The 23,674-nt window shown below is 57.8% G+C and carries 24 protein-coding genes and 1 tRNA gene; 12 read left to right on the top strand and 13 right to left on the bottom strand.

Annotated elements, in window-relative coordinates:
- The first annotated feature begins 159 nt into the window (after positions 1–159).
- Positions 160–2,013, top strand: coding sequence for a dihydroxy-acid dehydratase (gene ilvD / locus C7476_RS10420; protein ID WP_114429843.1), 1,854 nt, complete (start codon positions 160–162; stop codon positions 2,011–2,013).
- A gap of 54 nt (positions 2,014–2,067) precedes the next feature.
- Here the strand turns inward: ilvD and C7476_RS10415 are convergent, their stop codons facing one another.
- From C7476_RS10415 to aptA, 8 genes are read right to left on the bottom strand one after another with little or no spacing between them, the layout of a single operon-like run.
- Entirely contained in the window at positions 2,068–3,057 is a 990-nt protein-coding gene (locus C7476_RS10415; protein WP_114429842.1) for an ABC transporter substrate-binding protein, read from the bottom strand.
- A 26-nt stretch (positions 3,058–3,083) separates the two neighbouring features.
- A complete protein-coding gene (locus tag C7476_RS10410; RefSeq protein ID WP_114429841.1) occupies positions 3,084–4,184 on the bottom strand; it encodes an ABC transporter permease in 1,101 nt (366 codons plus the stop codon).
- On the bottom strand, positions 4,181–5,056 hold the full coding sequence (locus C7476_RS10405) for an ABC transporter permease (protein WP_114429840.1): 876 nt from the start codon (positions 5,054–5,056) through the stop codon (positions 4,181–4,183). The genes C7476_RS10410 and C7476_RS10405 overlap by 4 nt, the downstream gene beginning before the upstream one ends.
- The gene (locus tag C7476_RS10400; protein ID WP_114429839.1) at positions 5,053–5,514 is read right to left on the bottom strand and encodes a GNAT family N-acetyltransferase; all 462 of its coding nucleotides are present in this window, start codon (positions 5,512–5,514) and stop codon (positions 5,053–5,055) included. The genes C7476_RS10405 and C7476_RS10400 overlap by 4 nt, the downstream gene beginning before the upstream one ends.
- A gap of 16 nt (positions 5,515–5,530) precedes the next feature.
- Positions 5,531–6,331, bottom strand: coding sequence for an ABC transporter ATP-binding protein (locus C7476_RS10395; protein WP_245426254.1), 801 nt, complete (start codon positions 6,329–6,331; stop codon positions 5,531–5,533).
- A 40-nt stretch (positions 6,332–6,371) separates the two neighbouring features.
- Positions 6,372–7,826, bottom strand: a complete 1,455-nt coding sequence (gene hydA, locus C7476_RS10390) for a dihydropyrimidinase (protein ID WP_114429837.1) — start codon at positions 7,824–7,826, stop codon at positions 6,372–6,374.
- Between the two features lie 58 nt (positions 7,827–7,884).
- The gene (locus C7476_RS10385; RefSeq protein ID WP_114429836.1) at positions 7,885–9,132 is read right to left on the bottom strand and encodes a Zn-dependent hydrolase; all 1,248 of its coding nucleotides are present in this window, start codon (positions 9,130–9,132) and stop codon (positions 7,885–7,887) included.
- 11 nt (positions 9,133–9,143) lie between these two features.
- Positions 9,144–10,469 (bottom strand): omega-aminotransferase AptA, encoded by a 1,326-nt coding sequence (aptA, locus tag C7476_RS10380; protein ID WP_114429835.1) that lies wholly within the window; start codon positions 10,467–10,469, stop codon positions 9,144–9,146.
- Positions 10,470–10,674: 205 nt separating this feature from the next.
- On the opposite strand from aptA, the gene rutR reads away from it, so the two are divergent.
- The 3 genes from rutR to C7476_RS10365 all read left to right on the top strand — a co-directional run bounded on the left by rutR (position 10,675) and on the right by C7476_RS10365 (position 14,813).
- Entirely contained in the window at positions 10,675–11,328 is a 654-nt protein-coding gene (rutR, locus tag C7476_RS10375) for an HTH-type transcriptional regulator RutR (protein WP_114429834.1), read from the top strand.
- A 111-nt stretch (positions 11,329–11,439) separates the two neighbouring features.
- Complete coding sequence (locus C7476_RS10370) at positions 11,440–14,121, top strand: sensor histidine kinase (protein WP_114429833.1); 2,682 nt, start codon at positions 11,440–11,442, stop codon at positions 14,119–14,121.
- A complete protein-coding gene (locus tag C7476_RS10365) occupies positions 14,118–14,813 on the top strand; it encodes a response regulator (protein ID WP_114429832.1) in 696 nt (231 codons plus the stop codon). The genes C7476_RS10370 and C7476_RS10365 overlap by 4 nt, the downstream gene beginning before the upstream one ends.
- A 7-nt stretch (positions 14,814–14,820) precedes the next feature.
- Here C7476_RS10365 and C7476_RS10360 read toward each other — a convergent pair whose 3' ends face one another.
- Positions 14,821–15,603 (bottom strand): SDR family oxidoreductase, encoded by a 783-nt coding sequence (locus C7476_RS10360; RefSeq protein WP_114429831.1) that lies wholly within the window; start codon positions 15,601–15,603, stop codon positions 14,821–14,823.
- A 100-nt stretch (positions 15,604–15,703) separates the two neighbouring features.
- Between C7476_RS10360 and C7476_RS10355 the strand changes: the two genes are divergently transcribed.
- The 4 genes from C7476_RS10355 to C7476_RS10340 are packed head-to-tail and all read left to right on the top strand — an operon-like array spanning position 15,704 to position 17,239.
- Positions 15,704–16,165, top strand: coding sequence for an OsmC family protein (locus C7476_RS10355; RefSeq protein ID WP_114429830.1), 462 nt, complete (start codon positions 15,704–15,706; stop codon positions 16,163–16,165).
- Positions 16,166–16,184: 19 nt separating this feature from the next.
- Positions 16,185–16,379, top strand: a complete 195-nt coding sequence (locus tag C7476_RS10350; protein WP_114429829.1) for an eL24 family ribosomal protein — start codon at positions 16,185–16,187, stop codon at positions 16,377–16,379.
- Between the two features lie 49 nt (positions 16,380–16,428).
- On the top strand, positions 16,429–16,761 hold the full coding sequence (locus C7476_RS10345; RefSeq protein WP_112529664.1) for an ArsR/SmtB family transcription factor: 333 nt from the start codon (positions 16,429–16,431) through the stop codon (positions 16,759–16,761).
- A 4-nt stretch (positions 16,762–16,765) separates the two neighbouring features.
- Entirely contained in the window at positions 16,766–17,239 is a 474-nt protein-coding gene (locus tag C7476_RS10340; RefSeq protein ID WP_114429828.1) for an SRPBCC family protein, read from the top strand.
- An 8-nt stretch (positions 17,240–17,247) separates the two neighbouring features.
- Here C7476_RS10340 and C7476_RS10335 read toward each other — a convergent pair whose 3' ends face one another.
- Positions 17,248–18,198, bottom strand: a complete 951-nt coding sequence (locus tag C7476_RS10335) for a DMT family transporter (RefSeq protein WP_114429827.1) — start codon at positions 18,196–18,198, stop codon at positions 17,248–17,250.
- Between the two features lie 87 nt (positions 18,199–18,285).
- Positions 18,286–18,894 (bottom strand): TetR/AcrR family transcriptional regulator, encoded by a 609-nt coding sequence (locus C7476_RS10330; RefSeq protein ID WP_114429826.1) that lies wholly within the window; start codon positions 18,892–18,894, stop codon positions 18,286–18,288.
- Between the two features lie 96 nt (positions 18,895–18,990).
- Here C7476_RS10330 and C7476_RS10325 point away from each other — a divergent pair, with 96 nt between their 5' ends.
- The 3 genes from C7476_RS10325 (at position 18,991) to C7476_RS10315 (ending at position 21,517) form a co-directional block, all read left to right on the top strand.
- Positions 18,991–19,746 (top strand): NIPSNAP family protein, encoded by a 756-nt coding sequence (locus C7476_RS10325; RefSeq protein WP_114429825.1) that lies wholly within the window; start codon positions 18,991–18,993, stop codon positions 19,744–19,746.
- A gap of 97 nt (positions 19,747–19,843) precedes the next feature.
- Positions 19,844–19,917 (top strand) — tRNA-Gln (locus C7476_RS10320).
- Positions 19,918–20,101: 184 nt separating this feature from the next.
- On the top strand, positions 20,102–21,517 hold the full coding sequence (locus tag C7476_RS10315; RefSeq protein ID WP_114429824.1) for a phosphomannomutase: 1,416 nt from the start codon (positions 20,102–20,104) through the stop codon (positions 21,515–21,517).
- A gap of 2 nt (positions 21,518–21,519) precedes the next feature.
- Here C7476_RS10315 and C7476_RS10310 read toward each other — a convergent pair whose 3' ends face one another.
- Entirely contained in the window at positions 21,520–22,329 is an 810-nt protein-coding gene (locus C7476_RS10310) for a glycosyltransferase (protein ID WP_114429823.1), read from the bottom strand.
- Positions 22,322–23,239 carry a glycosyltransferase family 2 protein gene (locus tag C7476_RS10305; RefSeq protein ID WP_114429822.1) on the bottom strand — a complete coding sequence of 306 codons (918 nt, stop codon included), beginning with the start codon at positions 23,237–23,239 and terminating at the stop codon, positions 22,322–22,324. Before C7476_RS10305 ends, C7476_RS10310 begins: the two co-directional genes overlap by 8 nt.
- A 113-nt stretch (positions 23,240–23,352) precedes the next feature.
- On the opposite strand from C7476_RS10305, the gene C7476_RS27835 reads away from it, so the two are divergent.
- Positions 23,353–23,538, top strand: a complete 186-nt coding sequence (locus C7476_RS27835; RefSeq protein WP_147274643.1) for a hypothetical protein — start codon at positions 23,353–23,355, stop codon at positions 23,536–23,538.
- Positions 23,539–23,674: the final 136 nt, after the last annotated feature.

Here is a 23,674-nt window from a genome sequence, read left to right as displayed (position 1 = left end):
ACCGAGACATTACGCCCCGTTTTATTCGCTAACGACCTTCCCTATGTAATCATTGGAAATAAAACGGCCCGGCGGCAACAAACCTCCATTCTTTTGCCATGGAAGTGGTTTTTCTATAAAGATACTTCCTCAGCAAATTTATCATCAGGAATTACGCAGATGCCGCCCTATCGTTCACGCACAACCACCCATGGCCGTAATATGGCAGGAGCTCGCGGGCTCTGGCGCGCGACCGGCATGAAGGACGAGGATTTCGGCAAGCCGATTATTGCTGTAGTCAACTCTTTCACGCAGTTCGTGCCCGGCCATGTTCACCTGAAGGATCTCGGCCAGCTTGTTGCGCGCGAAATCGAAAGTGCGGGCGGCGTTGCCAAGGAATTCAATACGATCGCTGTCGATGACGGTATCGCCATGGGCCATGACGGCATGCTTTATTCGCTCCCCAGCCGCGAGATCATCGCCGATAGCGTCGAGTATATGGTCAATGCCCACTGCGCTGACGCGATGGTCTGCATCTCCAATTGCGACAAGATCACCCCTGGAATGCTTATGGCGGCACTGCGGCTGAACATTCCGGTCGTGTTCGTTTCCGGTGGACCGATGGAAGCCGGCAAGGTCGTCTGGGACGACAAGGAAAAGAAGCTCGATCTGGTCGATGCCATGGTAGCTGCCGCAGATGACCGCATCTCCGATGAGGAGGTCAAGGCAATCGAGCGCTCAGCCTGCCCGACCTGCGGCTCCTGCTCCGGCATGTTCACCGCAAATTCGATGAACTGCCTGACCGAGGCGCTTGGCCTTTCATTGCCGGGCAATGGCTCGACGCTCGCAACCCACGCGGATCGGCGCCGTCTTTTCGTCGAGGCCGGGCATCTCGTCGTGGATCTCGCGCGCCGTTATTACGAACAGGATGACGAGACTGCTCTGCCGCGCTCCATCGCATCGTTTGCCGCATTCGAAAACGCCATGACGCTGGATATCGCCATGGGCGGGTCAACGAATACGGTTCTGCATCTGCTTGCGGCCGCGCACGAAGGCGAGATCGATTTCACCATGGCGGATATCGACCGCCTGTCGCGCCGCGTTCCAGTTCTTTGCAAGGTAGCGCCCGCAGTTGCCAATGTTCACATGGAAGACGTCCATCACGCCGGTGGTGTCATGGGCATCCTGGGTGAACTCGATCGTGCCGGGCTGCTCGACACATCGGTTTACTCGGTGCATGCGGCCAATCTCGGTGCGGCGCTCGATCGCTGGGACGTCGTTCGCAGCACGAACAAATCCGTGCATGATTTCTTCATGGCGGCGCCGGGCGGTGTGCCGACGCAGGTCGCCTTCAGCCAGGAGCGCCGCTTCGCCGATGTCGATCTCGACCGTGAAAAGGGTGTCATCCGTAACGCGGAACACGCCTATTCGAAGGATGGCGGTCTTGCCGTGCTTTACGGTAATCTCGCGGAAGATGGCTGTATCGTCAAAACCGCTGGCGTCGACGAGTCGATCCTGAAATTCTCCGGCCCTGCCCGCATATTCGAGAGCCAGGACAGTGCAGTGCTCGGTATCCTGAATGGCGGCGTCAAACCCGGCGATATCGTGCTGATCCGGTATGAGGGTCCACGCGGCGGACCTGGCATGCAGGAAATGCTCTATCCCACCAGTTATCTGAAATCGAAAGGCTTGGGCAAGGCCTGTGCCCTTATCACGGACGGACGCTTTTCGGGCGGCTCGTCGGGCCTTTCCATCGGTCACGTCTCGCCGGAAGCGGCAGAAGGCGGGCTGATCGCGCTTGTCCATGAGGGCGATATCATCGAGATAGACATCCCCAACCGCAAGATTCACCTTGCTGTCGATGATGCTGTCATCGCAGACCGCCGTGCTCATATGGAAGCCAAGGGCACTGCCGCCTGGAAGCCGGAAGAAAAACGCAAGCGCAAGATCACCACTGCGTTGCGGGCCTATGGTGCCATGGCAACGAGTGCCGCACGTGGCGCTGTCCGGCAGATCCCGGATCATTGGGAGTAAGCTAGGGTGACGCTCCTGGCCCTCCCCACAAGAGGGAGGGTTAAAAAGTAGCGACTACATCGCGGCGTCCGTGATTTTCGTTGTCCACGCACCTTCGGGCTTTTTGGTGATGACCGGATCCGAACCACCGCCGAGCAATGTCTCGACCGTGCGGTTAGCTGCCGCCACATCCAGGACGCCATCGGAACCTTCCGTCAGCTTGTTGATTTCGGCGACCATGCGTTTCTGGTGCTTTTCCGTCTGGGCGCCACTGGCGTCATTGTCGAGCACGATGGTCGCGGCTTCATCCGGATTGGCGCGCGCATAATCCCAGCCCTTCATCGAAGCCTTGACGAACTTCGCGAGCTTTTCGACCATCTTCGGATCGTCCAGGCTCTTCTGCAGGACGTAGAGACCGTCCTCCAGCGTCGCCACCTTCTCGTCCTCATACTTGAACGTCACAAGCTGATCGGCCGGTATCCCCGCGTCGATCACCTGCCAATATTCATTGTAGGTCATGGTGGATATGCAATCGGCCTGCTTCTGGATCAGCGGATCGACATTGAAGCCCTGCTTCAGAACCGTCACGCCGTCTGGCCCGCCATCGGTCTTGAGGCCAAGGTGGTTCATCCACGACAGGAACGGATATTCATTGCCGCCGAACCATACGCCGAGCGTCTTGCCTTTGAAGTCTTCCGGCTTGGTGATGCCGGTCTCCTTGCGGCAGGTCAGCATCATGCCAGAACGTTTGAACGGCTGCGCGATGTTGACGAGCGGCAAGCCCTTTTCGCGTGTAGCCAACGCCGAAGGCATCCAGTCGACCACGACATCGGCGCCACCGCCGGCAATCACCTGTGGAGGGGCAACGTCAGGCCCGCCTGGCTTGATTTCCACATCCAGCCCGGCTTCCTCGTAGAAGCCTTTGTCTTTTGCCACGTAGTAACCGGCAAACTGGCCCTGCGTGACCCATTTCAGCTGGAGTACGAGCTTATCCGCGGCAAGCGCCGAACCGGCCATCAAAGTCATGGCGGCTAACCCCAGCGAAAATACGATTTTATTTTTCATGCTTTAGTTCTCCTCTGTTCTTGTTTTTAGGTTCGATAGGAAGGATGCCAGAACGTGACGGCCCTTTCGATGAGTGTGATCAGCCCATAGGATAGCGACCCTGCGAGGGCTGCAACAAATATTTCGGCCCAGACCATATCGACGTTCATGCGGCCAACTTCCGCCGAGATGCGAAAGCCCATGCCGACAATCGGCGAGCCGAAGAATTCCGCGACGATTGCCCCGATCAGGGCGAGCGTCGAATTGATCTTCAGGGCATTAAAGATGAACGGCATGGCTGCAGGCAGGCGCAGCTTGAACAAGGTCTGAGTGTAGCTCGAACCATAGGTGCGCATGAGATCGCGCTCCATGGCGCCGGACGCGGCAAGACCGGCGACGGTGTTCACCAGCATCGGGAAAAACGTCATGATGACGACCACTGCCGCCTTCGATTCCCAATAAGAGCCAAACCACATGACCATGATCGGCGCGATGCCAACGACGGGGAGCGCCGCAACGAGATTGCCGACCGGCAGCAGGCCCTTGCGCAGGAAAGGAACGCGGTCAACGATGATAGCCGCGAGAAAGCCCGATCCGCAGCCAATCACATAGCCAGCGATCGCAGCCTTCAGGAAGGTTTGCTGGAAGTCTGCCCAGAGAGTTGGCACCGATCCGGCGATACGCGCTGCGATCATCGAAGGCGGCGGTAGTAGTATCGGCGGCACGCCAAAGCCGCGAACGACGATCTCCCAGAGAATCAGCAACCATGCGCCGAACACGACCGGCAGCGCGAGATTGACCATTCGTTGTGCGGTGAGGGATTTCGGTCGAAGCGCAGCCAGCCTTTGTACGGCGAGCCACGCCAGCAACCAGGCGGCAACCACCATACACCAATAGCCGATCGCGGGAGGCGCCATTGCGAAGGAGCCGAGCAAGCCGATCAGGAAGATTGCCGCCAAGTGGACCAGTATCAGCAGCGCGATCAGCGAGCTGTTCGAACTGGAAGCGAAGAGCGCCAATGCGGATGCCGCGAACAACAAGGCAGGCGTTGCAAAGAAGAAAAGCCCAGGGGCGTCGGCGCCCGTCGGCAGCACCAATGACGCCGCTGCGAGCAGGAAAGCGACAATCGCGAGCGGCGAACGCTTCATGCCCGCGCTCCCATGCGCCGGTTGACGAATGTAGCGATCAGACCGATCAGGCTAACGAGAACCGCCGCCATCAGCGCCGCCACAATCAGCGCCGCCCAGATCTGGACGGTCTGGCCGTAGTAGGATCCGGCAAGCAGCCGCGCGCCGATGCCGGCCACCGCGCCAGTCGGCAATTCTCCAACAATGGCGCCGACGAGGCTGATGGCGACAGCGATCTTCATCGACGTGAATAGATATGGCATCGAAGCCGGCCAGCGCAGCTTCCAGAACACCTGGGCCTTTGAGGCATTATAGGTGCGCATCAGGTCGAGATACATGATCTCGGGCGACCGCAGGCCTTTCACCATGCCTACGGCGACCGGAAAGAACGACAGGTAGGTCGAAATCATCGCCTTGGGCAGCAGTCCGGTAATATTTACAGCGTTGAGCACGACGATGATCATCGGCGCGATTGCGAGGATCGGCACAGTCTGTGACGTGATGATCCACGGCATCAGGCTCTTGTCCAGCGTGCGCGAATGGACGATGGCGATCGCCAGAAGAATCCCGAGCAGCGTTCCAAGGCCAAAGCCAAGCAGCGTCGACGAAAGCGTCACCCAGCCATGATAGACGAGGCTGCGCTTGGATGTCGGGCTGATGTCGAAAACAGTCTTTCGGATTTCAGCCGCCACCTGATGCGGTGCTGGCAGGACCGGACGCTCTTGGCGCATGGTATTCGCTATGAGCTCGCTTGTCGAAATGGTCGTATTTGCCCGCGCCGCCTGATCGCGCTCGAACGGCGCATTGAGAATGACGGTGAATACGTACCACAGTGCGAGAATGCCAATCAGCACGGTTCCCACTGGTATGACGCTGTTGCGGACGAAGTTCATGGCGTCGTCTCCGGGCCGACCGGCTGCCAACGATAGAGGATGTCGGGGAGATTCTCCTCGTTATCGCCCTCGGTGCGCCGTATTTCCTTGAACCCCTCGCGCTCATAGAAGGCCTGCGCATCGCGGTTTGCGACGAATGTCCATAGTTCGACCGGGCCGCCAGCCTCTTTCTTCGCGTGATCGAGCAGTGCTTTACCGACGCCTGTACAACGTTCGCTTGCGCGTACATAGAGCGCACTGACGGTGTTGTCCGGGGCCAGCGCAACCATTCCAGCAACGTGATTGTCATTCTCGGCCACAAAGACCTGGAACCTCGAGAACACGGTGTCGCGATAAAACTCTGCGACATCTTCCTTCGGGTGAACGCGCGGCATCCATTTCGTTGCATCGATCCACGCGTTGACGATTTCCGCGCATTCGGACATGTCGCGCAGTCTGGCGGCACGAATGATCATCATGTGCCTCGCTGTAGCGTCATAGATGCGCCTGGTCGTAGGAATGGCCGTGACGCAAACCTTCGCGCACGCGGTGGGCGATTTCGAGGAACTCTGGCGATTCACGTATGTCGAGCGTGCGTTCCGAGCCGAGATTGCAGTCGATGACCTCGTGAATGCGTCCTGGACGCGGGCTCATCACAACGATCTTCGTGGACAGGAATACAGCCTCGGGGATGGAGTGGGTAACGAAGACCACGGTCTTCTGTGTCTTTGCCCAGAGTTTCAACAGCTCCTCGTTGAGATGGTCACGGACGATCTCATCGAGTGCACCAAAGGGCTCGTCCATCAGAAGAAGGTGGGGATCAAAGGAGAGTGCGCGGGCGATGGAGGCACGCTGCTGCATTCCGCCGGATAATTGCCATGGAAACTTCTTCTCAAAACCTGAAAGATTGACCAACTCCAGATTCCTGGCGATGCGGTCCTTCCGTTCCGCCTTGGGCACGCCCATCACTTCCAGCGGCAGGGAAATATTGCCGCCAATCGTCCGCCAAGGGTAAAGCGCCGCCGCCTGAAAGACATAGCCATAGGCGCGTTTTTGCCGTGCTTCGGATGGGGTCATGCCGTTTACGGAGATCGAGCCGGATGTCGGCTGCTCAAGATCGGCGATCACCCGCAGCAGCGTGGTCTTGCCGCAGCCGGACGGGCCGATGAATGAAACGAATTCACCGCCATCGACAGAAAGATTGATATTCGACAAAGCGTTGACGGGCCCATCATTGGTCTCGAAGACCAGTGACAGGTCTTTGACGTCAATCACGGTTTTGGCCGCTTGTGGCATTGGCTTCGCCTTGGGTCGGAGCGTCACAACGGACATCAATCTATACGCCTGCCGGAATGTTTTTCGGATCGCGCTCTACTCTACGCGGAGCCGTCAATTCCTTCCAAGTTGAAAGTGCGCGGTTTTGAGATGGATTGGCTTCGCGTTCAACGAAACGTCCGTTGCCTGTTGGCGCCAGTACTTCACCGTCCTTGAAGGCGACGGTTCCGCGCGACAATGTCATACGCGGCAGGCCGGTTATCTCGAACCCTTCAAAGACGTTGTAATCGATCGCCGATTTTTGCGTCTTTGCCGAGATGACCTTCTTCGCCCTGGGATCCCATATGACAATGTCTGCGTCCGAACCCGGAAGAATAGCGCCTTTCCGGGGATAGATATTCAGAATTTGAGCAATATTGGTCGACGTCACGGCCACGAACTCGTTTGGCGTCAGCCGCCCCGTAAGCACGCCTTTCGTCCATAGCACCGGCATGCGGTCTTCGAGCCCGCCTGTTCCGTTGGGAATCTTGGTGAAATCGCCGACACCGAAGCGCTTCTGCTCGGTCGTGAAAGCGCAGTGATCCGTGGCGACGACTTGTAGGCTGCCTGTGGCCAGACCCGCCCATAATCCATTCTGGTTGATCTTGTCGCGGAAGGGCGGCGACATGACGCGACGCGCAGCATAGTCCCAATCCTCGTGTTTGTACTCGTTCTCGTCCAGAACCAGATGCTGTATCAGCGGCTCGCCGTAGACGCGCATGCCCTTGGCACGGGCGCGGCGAATGGCTTCATGCGATTGTTCGCATGATACATGCACGATGTAGAGCGGCACTCCCGCTTGATCAGCGATCATGATCGCGCGATTGGCGGCCTCGCCTTCCACCTCCGGCGGGCGCGAATAAGCGTGCGCCTCCGGCCCGTTGTTGCCTTCTGCCAGCAGCTTTTGCTGCAAGTGGGCGACCACGTCACCATTTTCGGCATGGACGAGGGGCATGGCGCCGATCTCGGCACACCGCAGGAACGAGGCGAACATCTCGTCATCGTCCACCATCAGCGCACCCTTGTAGGCCATGAAGTGCTTGAAGGTGTTGATGCCGCGCTCGACCACTTTCGGCATCTCGTCGAAAACCTGCTTGTTCCAGCTGGTTATGGCCATGTGGAAAGAATAGTCAGTGCGTGCCTTGCCAGCTTTCTGGAACCAGTCTTGCAAGGCGACCAGCAGACCATCTGACCCTGGAAGGACGAAATCGACAACCATCGTCGTTCCGCCCGCCAGCGCCGCTGCAGTGCCTGTATCGAAATCGTCGGTGGAGTGCGTTCCCATGAAAGGCATTTCGAGATGGGTATGCGGATCGATACCGCCCGGCATCAGGTAGCAGCCCGTCGCATCGATAATCTCGTCGCCGGAAAAGTCCGCTCCAATGGCAGCGATGATCTCACCGTCGATCAGCACATCCGCTTTGTATGTGCGGTCGGCGGCAATGATCGTACCACCCTTGATCACTTTCGTAGCCATGTGTCCGTTCCCCTTTTTGGTCTTTTTCGAACATGTCGCTGTCTGTTTGGGCTATCGGTCAGGCTTGGATTTCCGCCTTCTCCAGAACCGCATGCAACAGGACATCGGTGCCGGCAGCAGCCCATTCCTTTGAAATATCCTCGTCCTCGTTGTGGCTGAGGCCGTCGACGCATGGGCACATGACCATCGCCGTCGGAGCAACGCGGTTGATCCAGCACGCATCGTGCCCCGCGCCGGAGACAATGTTGCGGTGGCTGTAGCCGAGCCGTTCCGCCGCATTGCGTACCGCAGTTACGCAGCCGTCATCGAAGGTCACCGGATCGAAATGACCGGCCTCTTCGATCAGTATCTCCAGACCGAGCTCCTTGGCGATTTTCGGCGCCCTATCCTCGATCTCCGCCTTCATGGCCGTCAGCGTCGAAAGGTCAGGAGAGCGTATATCAACCGTAAATACGACCCTGCCGGGAATCACATTGCGCGAGTTCGGATAGACATCGACATGGCCGATTGCGCCGACCGCGCTCGGCTGGTGCGCCATGGCGACAGTGTGGACGAGTTCGGTGATACGGGCCATACCAAGCCCCGCATTCTTGCGCATCGGCATCGGTGTCGAGCCTGTATGGCTTTCCTTGCCAGTCAGTGTGATCTGCAGCCACCATAATCCCTGCCCGTGGGTGACCACGCCGATATCCTTGCGCTCGGCCTCGAGGATCGGGCCCTGCTCGATATGCAGCTCGAAGAGCGCGTGCATTTTACGCGCGCCGACCTTTTCATCGCCCTTCCAGCCTATGCGCTCAAGCTCGTCACCGAACTTCTTGCCTTTGGCGTCTTCACGATTGTACGCCCACTCCTGATCGTGAATGCCCGCGAAGACACCCGAAGCCAGCATGGCCGGCGCAAAGCGCGTGCCTTCCTCATTGGTCCAGTTGACGACGACTATCGGGTGCTTGGTCTTGATATTGAGATCATTGAGGGTGCGGATCAGTTCGAGCCCGCCGAGTACACCGAGCACGCCGTCATACTTTCCCCCCGTCGGCTGGGTATCAAGATGACTGCCGACATAGACCGGCAGTGCATCGGGATCGGTTCCTGGCCGGGTGAAGAACATGCTGCCCATGGTGTCGACGCCCATGGAAAGGCCTGCCTTCTCGCACCAGGACTGGAACAGGCGGCGGCCTTCGCCATCCTCATCCGTCAGGGTCTGGCGGTTGTTGCCACCGCGAACGCCCGGCCCGATCTTGGCCATCTCCATCAGGCTGTCCCAGAGACGGTCGCCGTTGATCCTGAGATTTCCTGTGAGCGCCATGCCTGCAGCCCCTAATCGAGATTTTTCAGAACGTCGGCCAGCGTGTCGAACAGGTGCTCGATCTGCCCCTTGCTGATGATCAGCGGCGGCGAAAGCGCGATGATATCGCCGGTGGTGCGGATCAGCACACCCTTTTCATAGGCCTTGAGGAACGCCTGGAAAGCCCGCTTGGTTGGCGCGCCTTCTATCGGCTCAAGTTCGATGGCGCCGATCAGTCCGAGGTTTCGGATGTCGATGACATGCGGCAGGCCCTTCAGCGCATGCAGCGCATCCTCCCAGTAACTTGAAATCTCGGAGGCGCGGGTCAGAAGGCCTTCTTCTTCATAGGTATCGAGCGTTGCCAGCGCCGCAGCGCAGGCGACGGGATGGCCGGAATAGGTATAGCCGTGGAAAAGCTCGATCATGTTTTCCGTGCCGGTCATGAAGGTTTCGTAAATCTGCTTCGATGCGAATACCGCACCCATCGGGATAACGCCGCTGGTGATGCCCTTTGCCGTCGTGACGAGGTCTGGAACGACCCCGAAATAATCGACCGCAAACGGCGTGCCGAGACGGCCAAATCCGGTGATGACTTCATCGAAAATCAACAGGATATCGTGCTTGGTGCAAATCTCGCGCAGGCGCTTCAAATAGCCCTTCGGCGGGATGAGGACACCGGTCGATCCGGCGACCGGCTCAACGATCACCGCCGCAATGTTGGAGGCGTCGTGCAGCGCGACCACCTTTTCCAGGTCATCGGCAAACTCGGCGCCATATTCCGGTTCGCCGCGCGTATAGGCATTGCGCGCCAGATCGTGCGTGTGACGGATATGATCGATGCCGCTAAGGGCATTGCCGAAGGTCTTGCGATTACCCGAAATGCCGCCAACCGAAATGCCGCCGAAACCAACGCCGTGATAGCCGCGCTCGCGGCCGATCAGCTTGACTTTGGTGCCATTTCCCTTGGCGCGATGGTACGCCAGCGCAATCTTCAGCGCTGTATCGACCGACTCCGAGCCGGAATTGGTGAAGAACACATGGTCGAGCGGTGATGGCAGCATTGCAGCAAGGCGGGCGGCGAGCTCGAATGCTTTGGGATGCCCCATCTGGAAGGCGGGTGCGTAGTCGAGCTCGGCGACTTGTTTTTGGACGGCCTCGACGATCTTCGGCCGGCCATGACCGGCATTGCAGCACCACAGCCCGGCAGTGCCGTCGAGTATCTCGCGGCCGTCATGGGATTTATAGTGCATGTCCTTGGCGCTAACCAGAAGGCGAGGATTTTCCTTGAACTGGCGGTTTGCCGTAAATGGCATCCAGAACGCGTCAAGATTATTGGTCCCGTATGCCGCTTTAGACATTGTGAAGCCTCCGAAGAGCGGATGTTACCGCTTGTTTTGTGTTCCCGAATGATTGAACCTGCAGCACAATCAAAAACTTGACTAGTTGGTCAAAATGCAGGCTAGAAGAGCATAGGAAGGCGGTCAAGCGCTTTATAAGGCTTTAGAGCAATCCCGGGATGCGACGAAAAGGCCCGTTTGGGCAAATTACAAAGGGACGCTGGGCATGGTGAGGGCGGAGAGGAAAAAACTGAAAGAAGCGCCGGAAAAGACGACGCGGATTCAGGAAATCAATCGCCGCCTCATCCTCGACGCGGCTCTCGACGTCTTCTCGACGTATGGCTTCCGCGGCACGACGATCGATCAGATCGCAGAGCGAGCCGGCATGTCGAAGCCGAACCTGCTCTATTATTTCCCGCGCAAGCAGAACATCTATGTGACGCTGCTTGAGGAGACATTGGCGGAATGGCTGGCGCCGCTTGCCGAGATCGACGCAGAAGGCGATCCGATCGAGCAATTGCGCAACTACATAACCCTGAAAATCAACATGTCCGAAACGCACCCGGAGGCGTCGCGGTTGTTCGCCAATGAGGTTCTGCACGGCGCACCGGCTATCAGCGATTTTCTCAGCAAGTATTTGAAACCACTGGTCGATGAGAAAGCCGCAGTCATCCGTCGCTGGGTAGGCGAGGGCAAACTCGCGCCAGTCGATCCCTATCATCTCATCTTCATGATCTGGGCAACCACGCAGCACTATGCGGATTTCGACGTACAGGTTCGCGCGATCATGGGCAGCCAGGTCGGGCGCCCAGGCTTCAAGGAGCAAACCGCACAAGCGGTGCTGAGCATTATTCTCAACGGAATCAGGCCTCGAGATTAGGGTCATGACCTATACGCAGGCACGAAAAATGAACCCGCCCTTGGCATTTGCAGCCAAGCTGGGCTAAACGTTCACGTGCTCCACGCACGGAACGAATAATTTGAGGCGTATATGGCCGATCAAGGTCAAAAAAATCGACCAGATCCGGATAAATTGCTGCAACTTGCCGCTCGCGAAACGCGCGGCAAACTGACTGTATTTCTGGGCGCTGCCCCCGGTGTGGGCAAGACATATGCGATGCTGCTTCGAGCGCGCCGTCTGAAGGAGGATGGCGCGGATATCGTCATCGGCCTGGCCGAGACCCATGGCCGGGTCGAGACGGCAGAACTGCTCGATGGGCTGGAACGCATTCCGCGCAAGCAGGTCAACTATCGCGGCAAGGTATTGGAGGAGTTCGATATCGACGCGGCGATTGCCCGCAAGCCTAAAATTATCATTGTGGACGAACTCGCTCACACCAATGTTCCCGGCAGCCGCCATCCGAAACGTTATCAGGATATCGAGGAACTGCTTTGGCAGGGCATCGATGTCTGGACGGCAATGAATGTCCAGCATCTGGAAAGCCTGTCCGATGTCGTTACCAGCATTACCGGCGTGACTGTTCGGGAGATCGTGCCGGATGTTGTCTTGAAGCGGGCTGACGACGTCCTGCTTGTCGACCTGCCGCCGGCAGAGCTCATCGCACGCCTGAAGGAGGGCAAGGTCTATCTGCCCGGCAATGCCGAGCGCGCGGCAGTGGGTTTCTTCAAACCGGCCAATCTGACGGCGCTCCGCGAACTGGCGCTCAGGCGCACAGCGGATCGCGTCGACGACCAGATGATTGATCTGTTGCGGCAGAACGCTATCGAAGGGCCGTGGGCGACAGGCGAACGGCTGCTCGTCTGCGTTGGTCCCGACAGCCTCTCCGAAAAGGTCGTTCGGACGGCCAGCCGCCTCGCATCGGGATTGAACGCCCGTTGGCTGGTGGTTTCGCTGACCCAGGCCAACGACGCTGGTGGTGAGACCAGCAAACGCCTCGATAAACTTCTAGACCTGGCGGAACGGCTCGGTGCGGAGACGCGGCGGGTGATCGCAGAGGATTTCGTCGAAGAAATTTTCCGCATTGCCCGGCGCGAAAACGTCACGCAGATCGTTGTCGGTCGCCCAAAGTCAGCGCGGCTCGCCAATCCTTTCCGGCGTTCGCTGCCCGACGAGATCATCAAGCGTTTCACCGATATTGGCGTGCATATCGTCACTGGCGAGGAACAGGGCACCCCTTACGTGCCGCCGTCGATGCGCAAGCGTACCCGGCTCGAACTTGCCAAGGCAATCGCGCTGCCCGTTGTAGCAACCGGTGCGACCACACTGCTCGGCCTCGCCGCCAGCGACATCGTCCACGCTCAAAATCTGTCGATGCTGTTTCTTGTCGCCGTTATCCTTTCGGCAATGATTTGCGGGCGGCTTTCGGCGGTGATCGCAGCTGGCCTCGCCTTCATTTTCTACAACTTCTTCTTCCTTGAACCGTTGCATGATCTGAGCATTGCAAAACCGCACCAACTGTTCTCGCTGATCATCTTTCTCGGCGTTGCCTTGATGATCGGGGATCTTGCCGGTCGCCTGCGCGACCAGGTCGCCCGATCGCGCAACCAGGCGAAGAATACACAGGCACTCTATGAATTTTCGCGCAAGCTCTCGGGCACGGCGCGGCTCGACGATGTTCTGATTTCCACCGCCACGCATCTGCATTCGACCTTTGGAACCGGCGTTGTCATCCTGATGCCTTATGACGGCGAGCTGTCGCTGCAGACTGCGTGGCCGCCGGACCTGACGCTGGACGGCACGGACATGACTGCAGTGCGGTGGGCTCACGAGAAGAACGAGCGCGCGGGTTCTGATACAGCGACGTTGCCGCAGATCGAATGGCAGTTTCTGCCCATTCTCACCTCGAATGGCGTGGCGGGTGTATTGGGCCTCTCCATGAAAGATCGTGCGGCTTTGAGCGAGAACGACGACCGCATGCTCACCGCAATTCTCGATCAGACTGCCATCGCAATCGATCGCGCGCAGCTCGTACGGGAAAATGCTAAAACGGCTGCATTGCAGGAGAGCGACAAGCTGCACACGGCATTGTTCTCATCTCTTTCACATGATCTGAAAACGCCGCTTGCTTCGATTACCGGCGCGGTTACGACACTGCGGCAGTTGGGCAGCCGCATCAAAGCCGATACACGTGACGACCTCTTGCTTTCCATCGAGGAAGAAGCCGGACGGTTGAACCGCTTCGTTGCCAACCTGTTCGATATGACGCGGATCGAGGCAGGAACGCTCAGGGCCAAAAATCTTCCCGTCGATGCGGCAGAAATTATCTTGTCTTCAATCGAGCGCACGACAAAACTGAAGCCCGGCATCGCTATCGACACCAGCATCGCCCCGGATTTGCCCATGGTGAACGGCGATGCTTCTTTGCTTGGCCAGACTCTTTTCAACCTTTTGGATAATGCAACAAAATATGCGGGGGATGGTCCGATTGCGGTCTATGCAAAGCAGGATGGTCCGGAAGTTGCCATCAGTATCACGGATCAGGGACGGGGCATTCCACCCAAGGATCTCGACAAGATTTTCGACAAGTTCTACCGGCGCGTCAAAGGCGACGGCCGCGCGCCGGGGACAGGGCTGGGCCTTTCCATCTCTCGCGGTTTTATCGAGTCCATGGGCGGTACGATCAAGGCGGAAAGCCCTGCCATTCGCAAGCGCGGTGCGCGGTTCATTATCCGGCTTCCTGTCGCCAATCCTGACGACGAGGCAATGGGATGAACCAGCATCGTATCCTGGTCGTCGATGACGAGCCGCAGATCCAGCGTTTTCTAAACCCTGCGCTCAATGCATCGGGCTACGAGGTGATCCTGGCTTCCACCGGCGCCGAGGCGGAGCGGCTCGCTGCGACGAGCGCGCCGGATCTGATCGTCCTTGACCTCGGTCTTCCCGACAAGGACGGAAAGGAAGTGATCGAGACAGTGCGCGCATTTTCTGAAGTGCCTATCATCGTTCTTTCGGCCCGTGACCGCGAGGCCGAAAAGATCGCCTCCCTCGACCTCGGTGCCAATGATTATGTCGAGAAACCCTTTGGCATCGGCGAGCTGTTGGCGCGCATACGCACGGCGCTGCGCCAGCAAGTGGCCGGCACAAGCGTACCTTCACGATTCGAAGCCAATGGACTTGTCGTTGACATGGTCAAGCGGATTGTCAGCCGCAACGGCGAGGAAGTGCATCTGACCCGCAAAGAATACCAACTGCTCGTGCATCTGGTACTGCATGCGGGCATGGTGGTCACGCACCGTCAACTCCTCGCCTCGGTCTGGGGCGCGGCACATGTGCACGATCTGCAATATTTGCGCGTCTTCGTTGGCCAGTTGCGTGCCAAGATCGAAGACGATGCCAACAACCCGCAGTTCATCCGCACCGAAGCCGGTGTGGGCTATCGGTTTATCGCGGAATCAATTGGGTAACCAGGTTCTAACCCTGCGTTGAATTGTAGGCGCCACCGTCGAGCAACAAGTTCTGGCCGACAATAAAGCCGGAATACTGGCTGCACAGAAAAGCCGCCGCCGCGCCGAATTCCTCGGCCGTTCCGTATCGTCCGGCAGGATTTTCCGCATAGGCTTCGGCGCGCGCCGCCTCGATAGAAATGCCTTTGGCCTGCGCCGTGCGCTCCAGAAAGCCCTTGGTCCGATCCGTATCATGCGATCCGGGTAGAATATTGTTGATGATGACGCCATGCTTGGCCACTTGCCGCGAAGTGCCGGCAACGAAACCTGTCAGCCCATTGCGGGCGGCGTTGGAAAGCCCGAGCGAAGAAATCGGAGATTTCACCGAGCCCGACGTGATATTGAGCACGCGTCCCCACCTCCGCTCGATCATGCCGGGCAAGATTGCGTTCATCAACAGGATTGGCGTCAGCATATTGTTGTTGATCGCCTTCAACCATTCCTCTTCGCCCCACTCGGACCAGTTGCCCGCCGGCGGACCACCTGCATTGTTTACGAGGATATCCGGTTGCGGTTCGGCCTTCAGCAGTGCGTTGCGCCCTGTCTCTGTCGTCACGTCCTCGGCAACGATCTGAACCTTGACGCCATACTTGTCGGCAATCTCGTTGGCCGTGGCGCGCAACGTTGCCTCGGTGCGTGCGTTCAGCGTCAGGTCTACTCCAGCCTCGGCCAGTTTTTCCGCAACGCCGCGGCCAAGTCCCTTTGAACTTGCGCAGACGATGGCGCGCTTGCCTTTGATACCCAGATCCATGATGTCCTCGCCTGTTGTCCCGTGTCATCCCTTATCGACAATTCCAGCATGTTTTGACAAGCTCGACCTCAAACAAAATCGGATTCGGGAAACGCAAGCCATGACTACATTCGGAGCAACTGTTCTGTGGACGCGGCCGGAGGGCGCCGTCTTCATCGACAACAAATATAGCCGGGCGCATGTCTGGCAGTTCGACGGCGGTGCCGAGGTGCCCGCTTCGTCTTCGCCGCATATTGTTCGCCTGCCCTATTCCACAGCGGAGAATGTCGATCCCGAAGAGGCTTTCGTCGCCTCGATTTCGAGCTGCCACATGCTGTTTTTTCTCAGTGGTGCCGCCAAAAAGGGATTTGTCATTGATGAATACCGTGATGCCGCCGAAGGGGAACTCGCAAAAAACAATCAAGGAAAACTCTATGTCAGCCGCGTCACGCTGAAACCGCATGTAACCTATGCAGGCGCCGCGCCCGATGTGGAAACGGAGCAACACCTGCACCATGAAGCGCACGAGCAATGTTTTATTGCCAATTCCGTGCTCACCCATATCAACGTTCAGCCTGTCTGAACTCACAGGAGGAAATATCATGCCTGAACTCAAGATCGGCGATGCCATCAATACTACTTGCCCTTGGTCGGGCGATCCGATCAAAGAGGACAGCCTGACGCTGTATAACGGCGCAGTCGTCGGATTCTGCAACACCGGCTGCCGTGACAAGTTCGAAAAAGCGGTCAATCATTTTGAGGCGGCGCTCCAGCGCCGAGGCCACGAAAGCGTCTAGAACCAAAAAATTCCATTGACAATTTTCCTGGATCGAAATACTTAAGCATATGCTTAACCAACAAGCACCACTCGATCTCATGTTCCAGGCGCTGGCGGATCCCTCGCGCCGCATCATGGTTGAACGGTTGAGCCGCGGCCCCGCCTCGGTCAGCGAACTCGCCAAGCCGTTTGCCATGTCACTGCCAGCGGTGGTTCAGCATCTACAGGTGCTGGAGGCAAGCGGACTTATCCGCTCGGAAAAGATCGGACGCGTTCGCACCTGCCATATCGAATGGGCAGCTCTGCAAACCGCGGAAGAGTGGATGCTGGAACGGCGCAAGACCTGGGAACATCGCCTCGACAGACTGGGTGATTTTCTCGCTGATCAGGAAAAAGGATAGATCAATGACAAAACGATCCGTGACACACGACACCTTCGTCCTCGAACGCAGCTATTCGGCCTCTCCAGCGCGTGTATTTTTTGCGCTCAGCGACAAACAGGCAAAGGCCAAATGGTTTGGCGGCCCCGATGAATGGGGCCAAGGCAAGTATGAAATGGATTTCCGTGTTGGCGGGCGGGAGATCAGCAGTGGCGGTCCGAAGGGCGGGCCGGTGCACACCTTTGTAGCCGTCTACCAGGACATCGTGCCGGATGAGCGCATCATATACACCTATGACATGCACCTCGACGACAAACGCATCTCGGTGTCACTTGCGACGATCGAGCTTCGCCCGGAGGGCAGCGGCACCAAGCTGGTACTGACCGAACAAGGTGCCTATCTCGACGGCTTCGACGACCCGTCCGTGCGCAGGCAGGGCATGGGAGAACTCCTGGATGCATTGGGCAGATCCCTGGAAAACACAGGCGTCAACGCCTGACCCCGATATCAAGGCGCTTCACCCGACCCCGTGACAACGGTCTCGGCCGGCGCCTTGATCCTGCCCTGACGCTTCAGCTGCTGTTCACGGAAGAAGATGAACAGCCCCGAAGCGATGATGAAGCCTGATCCGACAAGCATCGATATGCGCGGTACATCTCCGAATACCAGCCAGCCGAAGACGATTGCCCAGAAAAGCATCGTGTATTGCAGTGGCGCGACGGTCGCGGCATCCGCAACCTTCAGCGCACGGTTTACCAGCACATGCGCGAGCATCGCCACAACGCCGAGCAATGCCAGCAGAACGAGGTCGCGCACGCTAACCGGCGTCCACTCGAAGCTGACAGCGACCAGGCCTGCAAGTCCGGCGCCGACGATCTGCCAGAATACCAGCGTCGTGTCCGGGGTGCCGCGAAGCGAGCGTCCAAGCAGCAGCATGAATGCAAAGAACATGCTGCCAAGGATGGAGATGATCGCTTGCGAAGTCAGTGCCTGCGACGAGGGCTCGAGCGCGATCACCACGCCGACGAAGCCGACGACGATGGCAGTCCAGCGTCTCCAGCCCACGGGTTCCTTCAACACGAAAGGGGAGACGGCCGCCACATAGATCGGCGCGGCCAGCCAATAGGTCATGACATCGGCGAGCGGCAGATAGACAACAGCGAAGTAAAAGGCGAAGACTTCTGCTGTGGATAGAACAACGCGAGCTGCCTGCAGCCAGGGTCGATCGACCTCAACGATCTTTGCCGGTCCGTTGAACCAAAGAAATGGCGCAAGCACGATAAGCGCTGCGATGCTGCGGATGAAAACCACCTGGCCGACGGAATAGGTCGATACGAGCCATTTGCCCATGACGTCATTGAGCGAGAACATCAACATACCGAGGAGCATGAGCAGGACGCCGCTGCGAGCTGCCGAGGATATGGACGCGCTGGAAAAGCGCGCCGGGGCGGTGGTCATGGGCCGTTTCCTGGATCGAGATGTTTTCGATTGCTTTGGGCTATTTTTTGACGCCAATCCAGCCGAAAAGCACGAAAATCGAAAACTTCATGAACCCAAGAGGGTTTCCAGCTGTTTGGCACATGCTCGCAGCGGCTCGGCACTCTGGCTCGCCTTGGCCATTGCCATGGCCCCGGAATAACTCGCTACCACCAGTGTCGCGAGATCATGCGCTCGTGACGCATCGAGATCCGGCCTGTCGGCTCGCAATCTGAGTGAGAGGGCCGAGCGCCAGCGGTCGAAGACAGTATTGACCGCCTCACGAAAATCCGTATCCGCCAGCGATAGTTCCAGCGCCAGATTGTTCAACGGACAGCCGGATACCGCGCGGTTGCGCTCCAGCGTATCGGCCACGCCGTTGAAAACCGTATGAATGCCAGCAGCGGCGGAGGTGGCGGTCATGATGGGCTGGATCGCGGTCTCGTCCACTTCCTTCGCTACGCGTTCGGCAATAACGGCGAGACCAAGGGTCTTTTTCGTCGCAAAATGATGATGCAGAGCACCGCCGGTCGTCGCTGCGCCACGCACCACATCATGGACGCTGGTCGCGTTATAACCGTTTCGCTGGAAGAGATCGGCCGCGACGTCGAGAATGCGTGTCCGCATGGCCTGCGGATTGTTGGTGCGTCTCGGCCGTTCAATGATGTCTTGCGTCATGATGAGCCTTTTTACGCTTAAAATAACAAATTGACAAAACAGGACAACCGGTTTTATTAAAACAGGATAGCCGGTTTGTTTTTGGAGGAACGTCTCATGGCCACTGCCGAAATTGCGCAACAAATCGACAGTGAGCGCCACAGTCCCGTCATGGAACTGCGCCGCTACACGTTGCATCCGGGTCGGCGTGACGATTTGATTTCGCTCTTCAATACGCATTTTCTGGAAAGTCAGGAATTATGCGGCATGAAGATTATCGGCCAGTTTCGCGATCTTGATGATCCCGACGCCTTTGTCTGGCTCCGCGGTTTTGATGACATGCAGGCTCGCCATGAAGCGCTGACTGCCTTCTATGACGGTTCTGTCTGGGCCGCACATCGAAACGCGGCAAATGATACCATGATCGACTCGGACGACGTTCTTCTGCTGCGGCCCGTCGGCGGTGACACCGGTTTTGCTCTGCCACACGAACGTCCTGGACGTATTGCAGGAGAGACCTCACCAGCAATCATAGAAGCTGCGACGTATACGCTGAAAACGTCCGTAGATGGCTTCCTCGCCTTCCATGACGATGTCCTGTCACCCCTTCTGCGCGCCTCGGGCCGTCACGCCATTGCAAGCTTCACCTCCGAACACAGCCTGAATACCTTCACACGCTTGCCCGTACGCCACGGTGAGAATGTCGTCGTGGTTTTCTCACGTTTCGATTCAGTCGATGACCACGCGGCATTCACGGATTTGCTCGATGACAATTCGGCGTGGCAGGCAGTGCAACAGCGCCTTGCAACCTATCTGACAGCACCGCCGATCATCGCTCGGCTCTCGCCAACCGCAAGGTCATTGTTGAGATAGGCATACGCGCTGCCAAAAAACTTTGAGATCAGGGGTTTGCATATCGACGGAATTCAACTATATGACGACCCGCACCGGCCAATGCTGCCAGCTCTTTTGGGGAATAGGTTAACGGTAGACCCACGGACTCTGACTCCGTTAGTCCTGGTTCGAATCCAGGTTCCCCAGCCAGCAAAATCAATCATTTCCCACAAACGATTTGACGCTTCAGTCGCCCGAGCGGATATCGGCCTCCGAACATCCGCATGCCCTCGTTGTCATGCCCTGTGAAAAGCGCTACACGAGCGATAAAAGCGTAACCGCCGAATTTTGAGCTCAGCAGTGTGTTCCGGATCTCAACAACGATGATATTCCCATGACAAGTTTGAAGTTTGGAACAAGCGGGCTTCGCGGCCTGGTAACAGAACTGCCGGATCAGGTTTGCCGCGCGTATACGCTGGCGTTTCTCAAACATATGCAAAGCGCTCACGCGGCTCCTGCCGTTGTGCTCGTCGGGTATGATCTGCGATCAAGCAGCCCGCAGATGGCTGCTGCCTGCATTTCCGCGGCGCGAGAGTTTGGCATGAACGTCGAAAACTGTGGCCCGGTACCGACGCCGGCGCTGGCCTTCCGGGCGATGAGCCTGAAAGTGCCGGCTATCATGGTGACAGGCAGCCACATTCCGGCAGATCGCAACGGGCTGAAGTTCTATCGACCTGATGGCGAGATCGACAAGGCCGACGAGGCCGGCATTCTTGCCGCGCTCGACCCGGAGACGACCGCACTCCTATCCTCGCCTGAACCTTTGCCGGTCGCTTCGGATGCGCTGGAAAACTACATCAGGCGCTGCGCTTCTCTTCTTGCACCAAAATCTCTGGCTGGACTACGGATAGGCGTTTATCAGCATAGCTCGGTCGCGCGCGATTTGCTGGTGACCATCTTGCAAGACTACGGCGCAGACGCGGTTGCTCTCGCCCGCTCAGAGGTTTTTGTGCCAGTCGATACCGAAGCGTTGCGGCCGGAGGATGTTGAATTTGCCCATGCAGCCGCCAAAAAGTATAGGCTTGACGCCTTGGTTTCCACGGATGGCGACGCCGACCGGCCACTCATCGCCGATGAACAAGGCGCGTTTTTGCGCGGAGATAGTGTCGGGCTCCTGACCGCGCACTTTCTGCGTGCCGATGCGGTCGTCACACCTGTGACCTCGAATACGGCGATCGAACTTAGCGGCTTGTTTTCAAGGGTTTATCGCACACGCGTCGGCTCGCCCTATGTCATCGAGGGCATGGAACAGGCCAGCAAGGACGGCCATCAGCGCGTTGTCGGTTTTGAAGCCAATGGCGGTGTTCTGCTTGGTTCGCAAGTCACCGCGGATGGCGGGCGTCTCGACGCCTTGCCGACGCGCGACGCGATGCTCCCCATCCTTGCTGTCCTGGGCACGGCTGCAAAAGAGGGTGTTGCGCTGTCGAAGCTCCTCGATAATTTGCCAGCGCGATTTACACGCAGCGGCCGCCTCGAACATGTCGATGCGAGCCAGAGCGGACCTTTCCTGCAAAATCTGAGTGACGATAACTACCGGGAAAGTTTTTTTGCGGAGCTCGGAACGATCAAGGAAGGCGACACTATCGACGGTGTTCGCACCGCGCTTGCGACCGGCGAGGTGGTCCACTATCGCGCCTCCGGCAACGCACCCGAATTGCGCTGCTATGCGGAAGCGGCGACGGACGAGCGCGCAGAAGAGCTTTTGCAGTGGGGTTTGAATCGGGCGCAGCAAGCCGTGGTCTCGGGCTAGGCTCAGAACACTTTCATCGTATGCTGCGTGAAGAAAATCCCGGCTGAGCGTACAAATTGCCAAATATGCCAAAGGCCTTTGTCAGCCGCGCGTCCACCTTCGTGGACGATCCTGACTGTCGGTACATAGGCGATGCGAGCGACTTCTGCTGTCCGCAACGAGATGTCGAAGTCTTCGAAGTATAGCAAGTAACGCGGATCGAACCCCTTCAACTTCGTGTAGACGTCGCCCCGGAAAAACATGAAGCAGCCGCTAACGATGGGCGGATCCCATGCGATGGAATTGGCCGGCTGGTCGTGCATCTCATACCGGTCCAGGCGCTTGTGAAACCGGGATTTGAGCCAGCGCGGTGCAAACCCGCGCAGAAGAAGATCGAACAGCGTCGGATATCGTTTGCACAGATACTGCTTGCTGCCGTCTGGATTGAAAGCCTGCGGGGTAATAAGGCCACATTCCTCGTGATGGCGCATGAACGACAGTGCTTGCTCGATCGCGTCCGGCTCCATCTCCACATCCGGATTGAGCACCAGATGATATTTGCCGGTATGGCCGAGCACCAGATTGTTGGCTTGGCCAAATCCCACATTGCCTTGGCCTGCAATAACCTCGCAGGGCAGATCGCCCGACGCTGCATAGAGCCAGGCATGATCGGAAGCGCCAGGCGAATTATCGACAATAGTAAGCTTCACCAGTAACGGCGGCAGACTGACAACCGCTTTCCGCAAGCTTTGCAATGTCCGGAGGACAGTCGGCCTGTCGGGTTTGAAGATCACAATACAGACTGTGAGCTCGAGAACCTGCGATTCAGCCATTGCCGGCCTTCTTTCCCATCTTGCCAAAAAGGCCATGAAAGATGCCGGTCGTCATCATCTTGGCGTGCTGAAGCCGCGGCACGGTCATCAGACTGTAGAATACGTATTTTCGCAGGAGGCGGGACCCGTCCACGACCTTCCAGCTGAACCGTAGCCACGGCTGACGGTAGAGCCAGACCGCATTTCTGAAATGATAGTAATGCCGCAGCGGACCATGAACGGGAATTTGCCTGCCGAGAAACAGGATCGGTTCGTCGCCGAGATCATGCTTCATCAGCGCCGCGCAAACCCCGAAGGAGCGATACCCCTTGTTCCCCGCCCGCAGACCCCATTCGATATCCACATAGTCGATGAACAACTCCTCCCGCATACCACCGACATCATCCAGCGTTCCCATCGGAATGAGACACCCTGAAGCGATCAGGTAGTCGACATCCACGACGGCATCCGGTATCGCGCAGGTCTGCCGTTCCAGCCGGAAGCCGTTTGTCCTGATGAAGGGCGGCGGATTGTTCTGGCGGGTGTCTTCATATCGCGGGCCGACACATCCAAGTTTCACGCCGTTGGAAATCTGCGCTTTGGCAGCGGCCACCAACGTCACCACCATGTCGGGCGCGGGAAGACTATCCTGATCGAGGAGCAGCACAAATCCAGATCCATGCGCACGCGCGCGCTCGATGCCGACGTTCTGCGCCTTGGCGATGCCCAGATTATCGCCGAGCGCTACGAGTTCGACATGAACATCCTGCTCACGCAGCCACGTTCCGATGTCGGCTTTCGAACCATTGTCAACGATGATCACCGGGCCGAGTTGCGGAACGATTGCATCGAGCAGCGATTTCAGGCCCTTTAGGTCAGGATTGTAGGTGACGATAATGCCGCTGACTTCTGGCTGGCGTTCAATCTGCATTTCAAACCCATGGTTCGCTATCTGGTGCGATCGCGCTACAAAAAATGTTATCTGTTGGAAGCAAAACGACCTGAGCCCTCGACGCGATCGGCTTGTCCAGGCATTGCCGCGAAATGTCTGTCCCAAAGATGAGCGAACTGCATCCCGCGCTTGTGCTGAAATCGGTTCTGTTTGTCCAGTACATTATTTTCCGCGTTCTGTTCTTCTCCGAAACCTATGACGCGCAAGCTGGCCAAACCGGGATCGATCTGCTTCGCCCGCAGATTGTCGAAGGACAAATTCTCGGCGTTTTCAATTAGCGCACGCCAAACAATACTTCGGAATGATTAGTACCGCGGCTCGAATGCTTTAGTCAGCAATTGAAAAGGATGTTATTCTTGTCGGCATTCGCGATGAGTCAACGACCATCTTGATCCAAGGCCGTTAACGGGGGAC

This window comes from Phyllobacterium bourgognense (genome assembly GCF_003337575.1).
In the GTDB taxonomy this organism is placed as follows: domain Bacteria; phylum Pseudomonadota; class Alphaproteobacteria; order Rhizobiales; family Rhizobiaceae; genus Phyllobacterium; species Phyllobacterium bourgognense.
The sequence above is the reverse complement of the archived record's forward strand: the minus strand, read 5'-3'. Positions and strand labels throughout refer to the sequence as shown.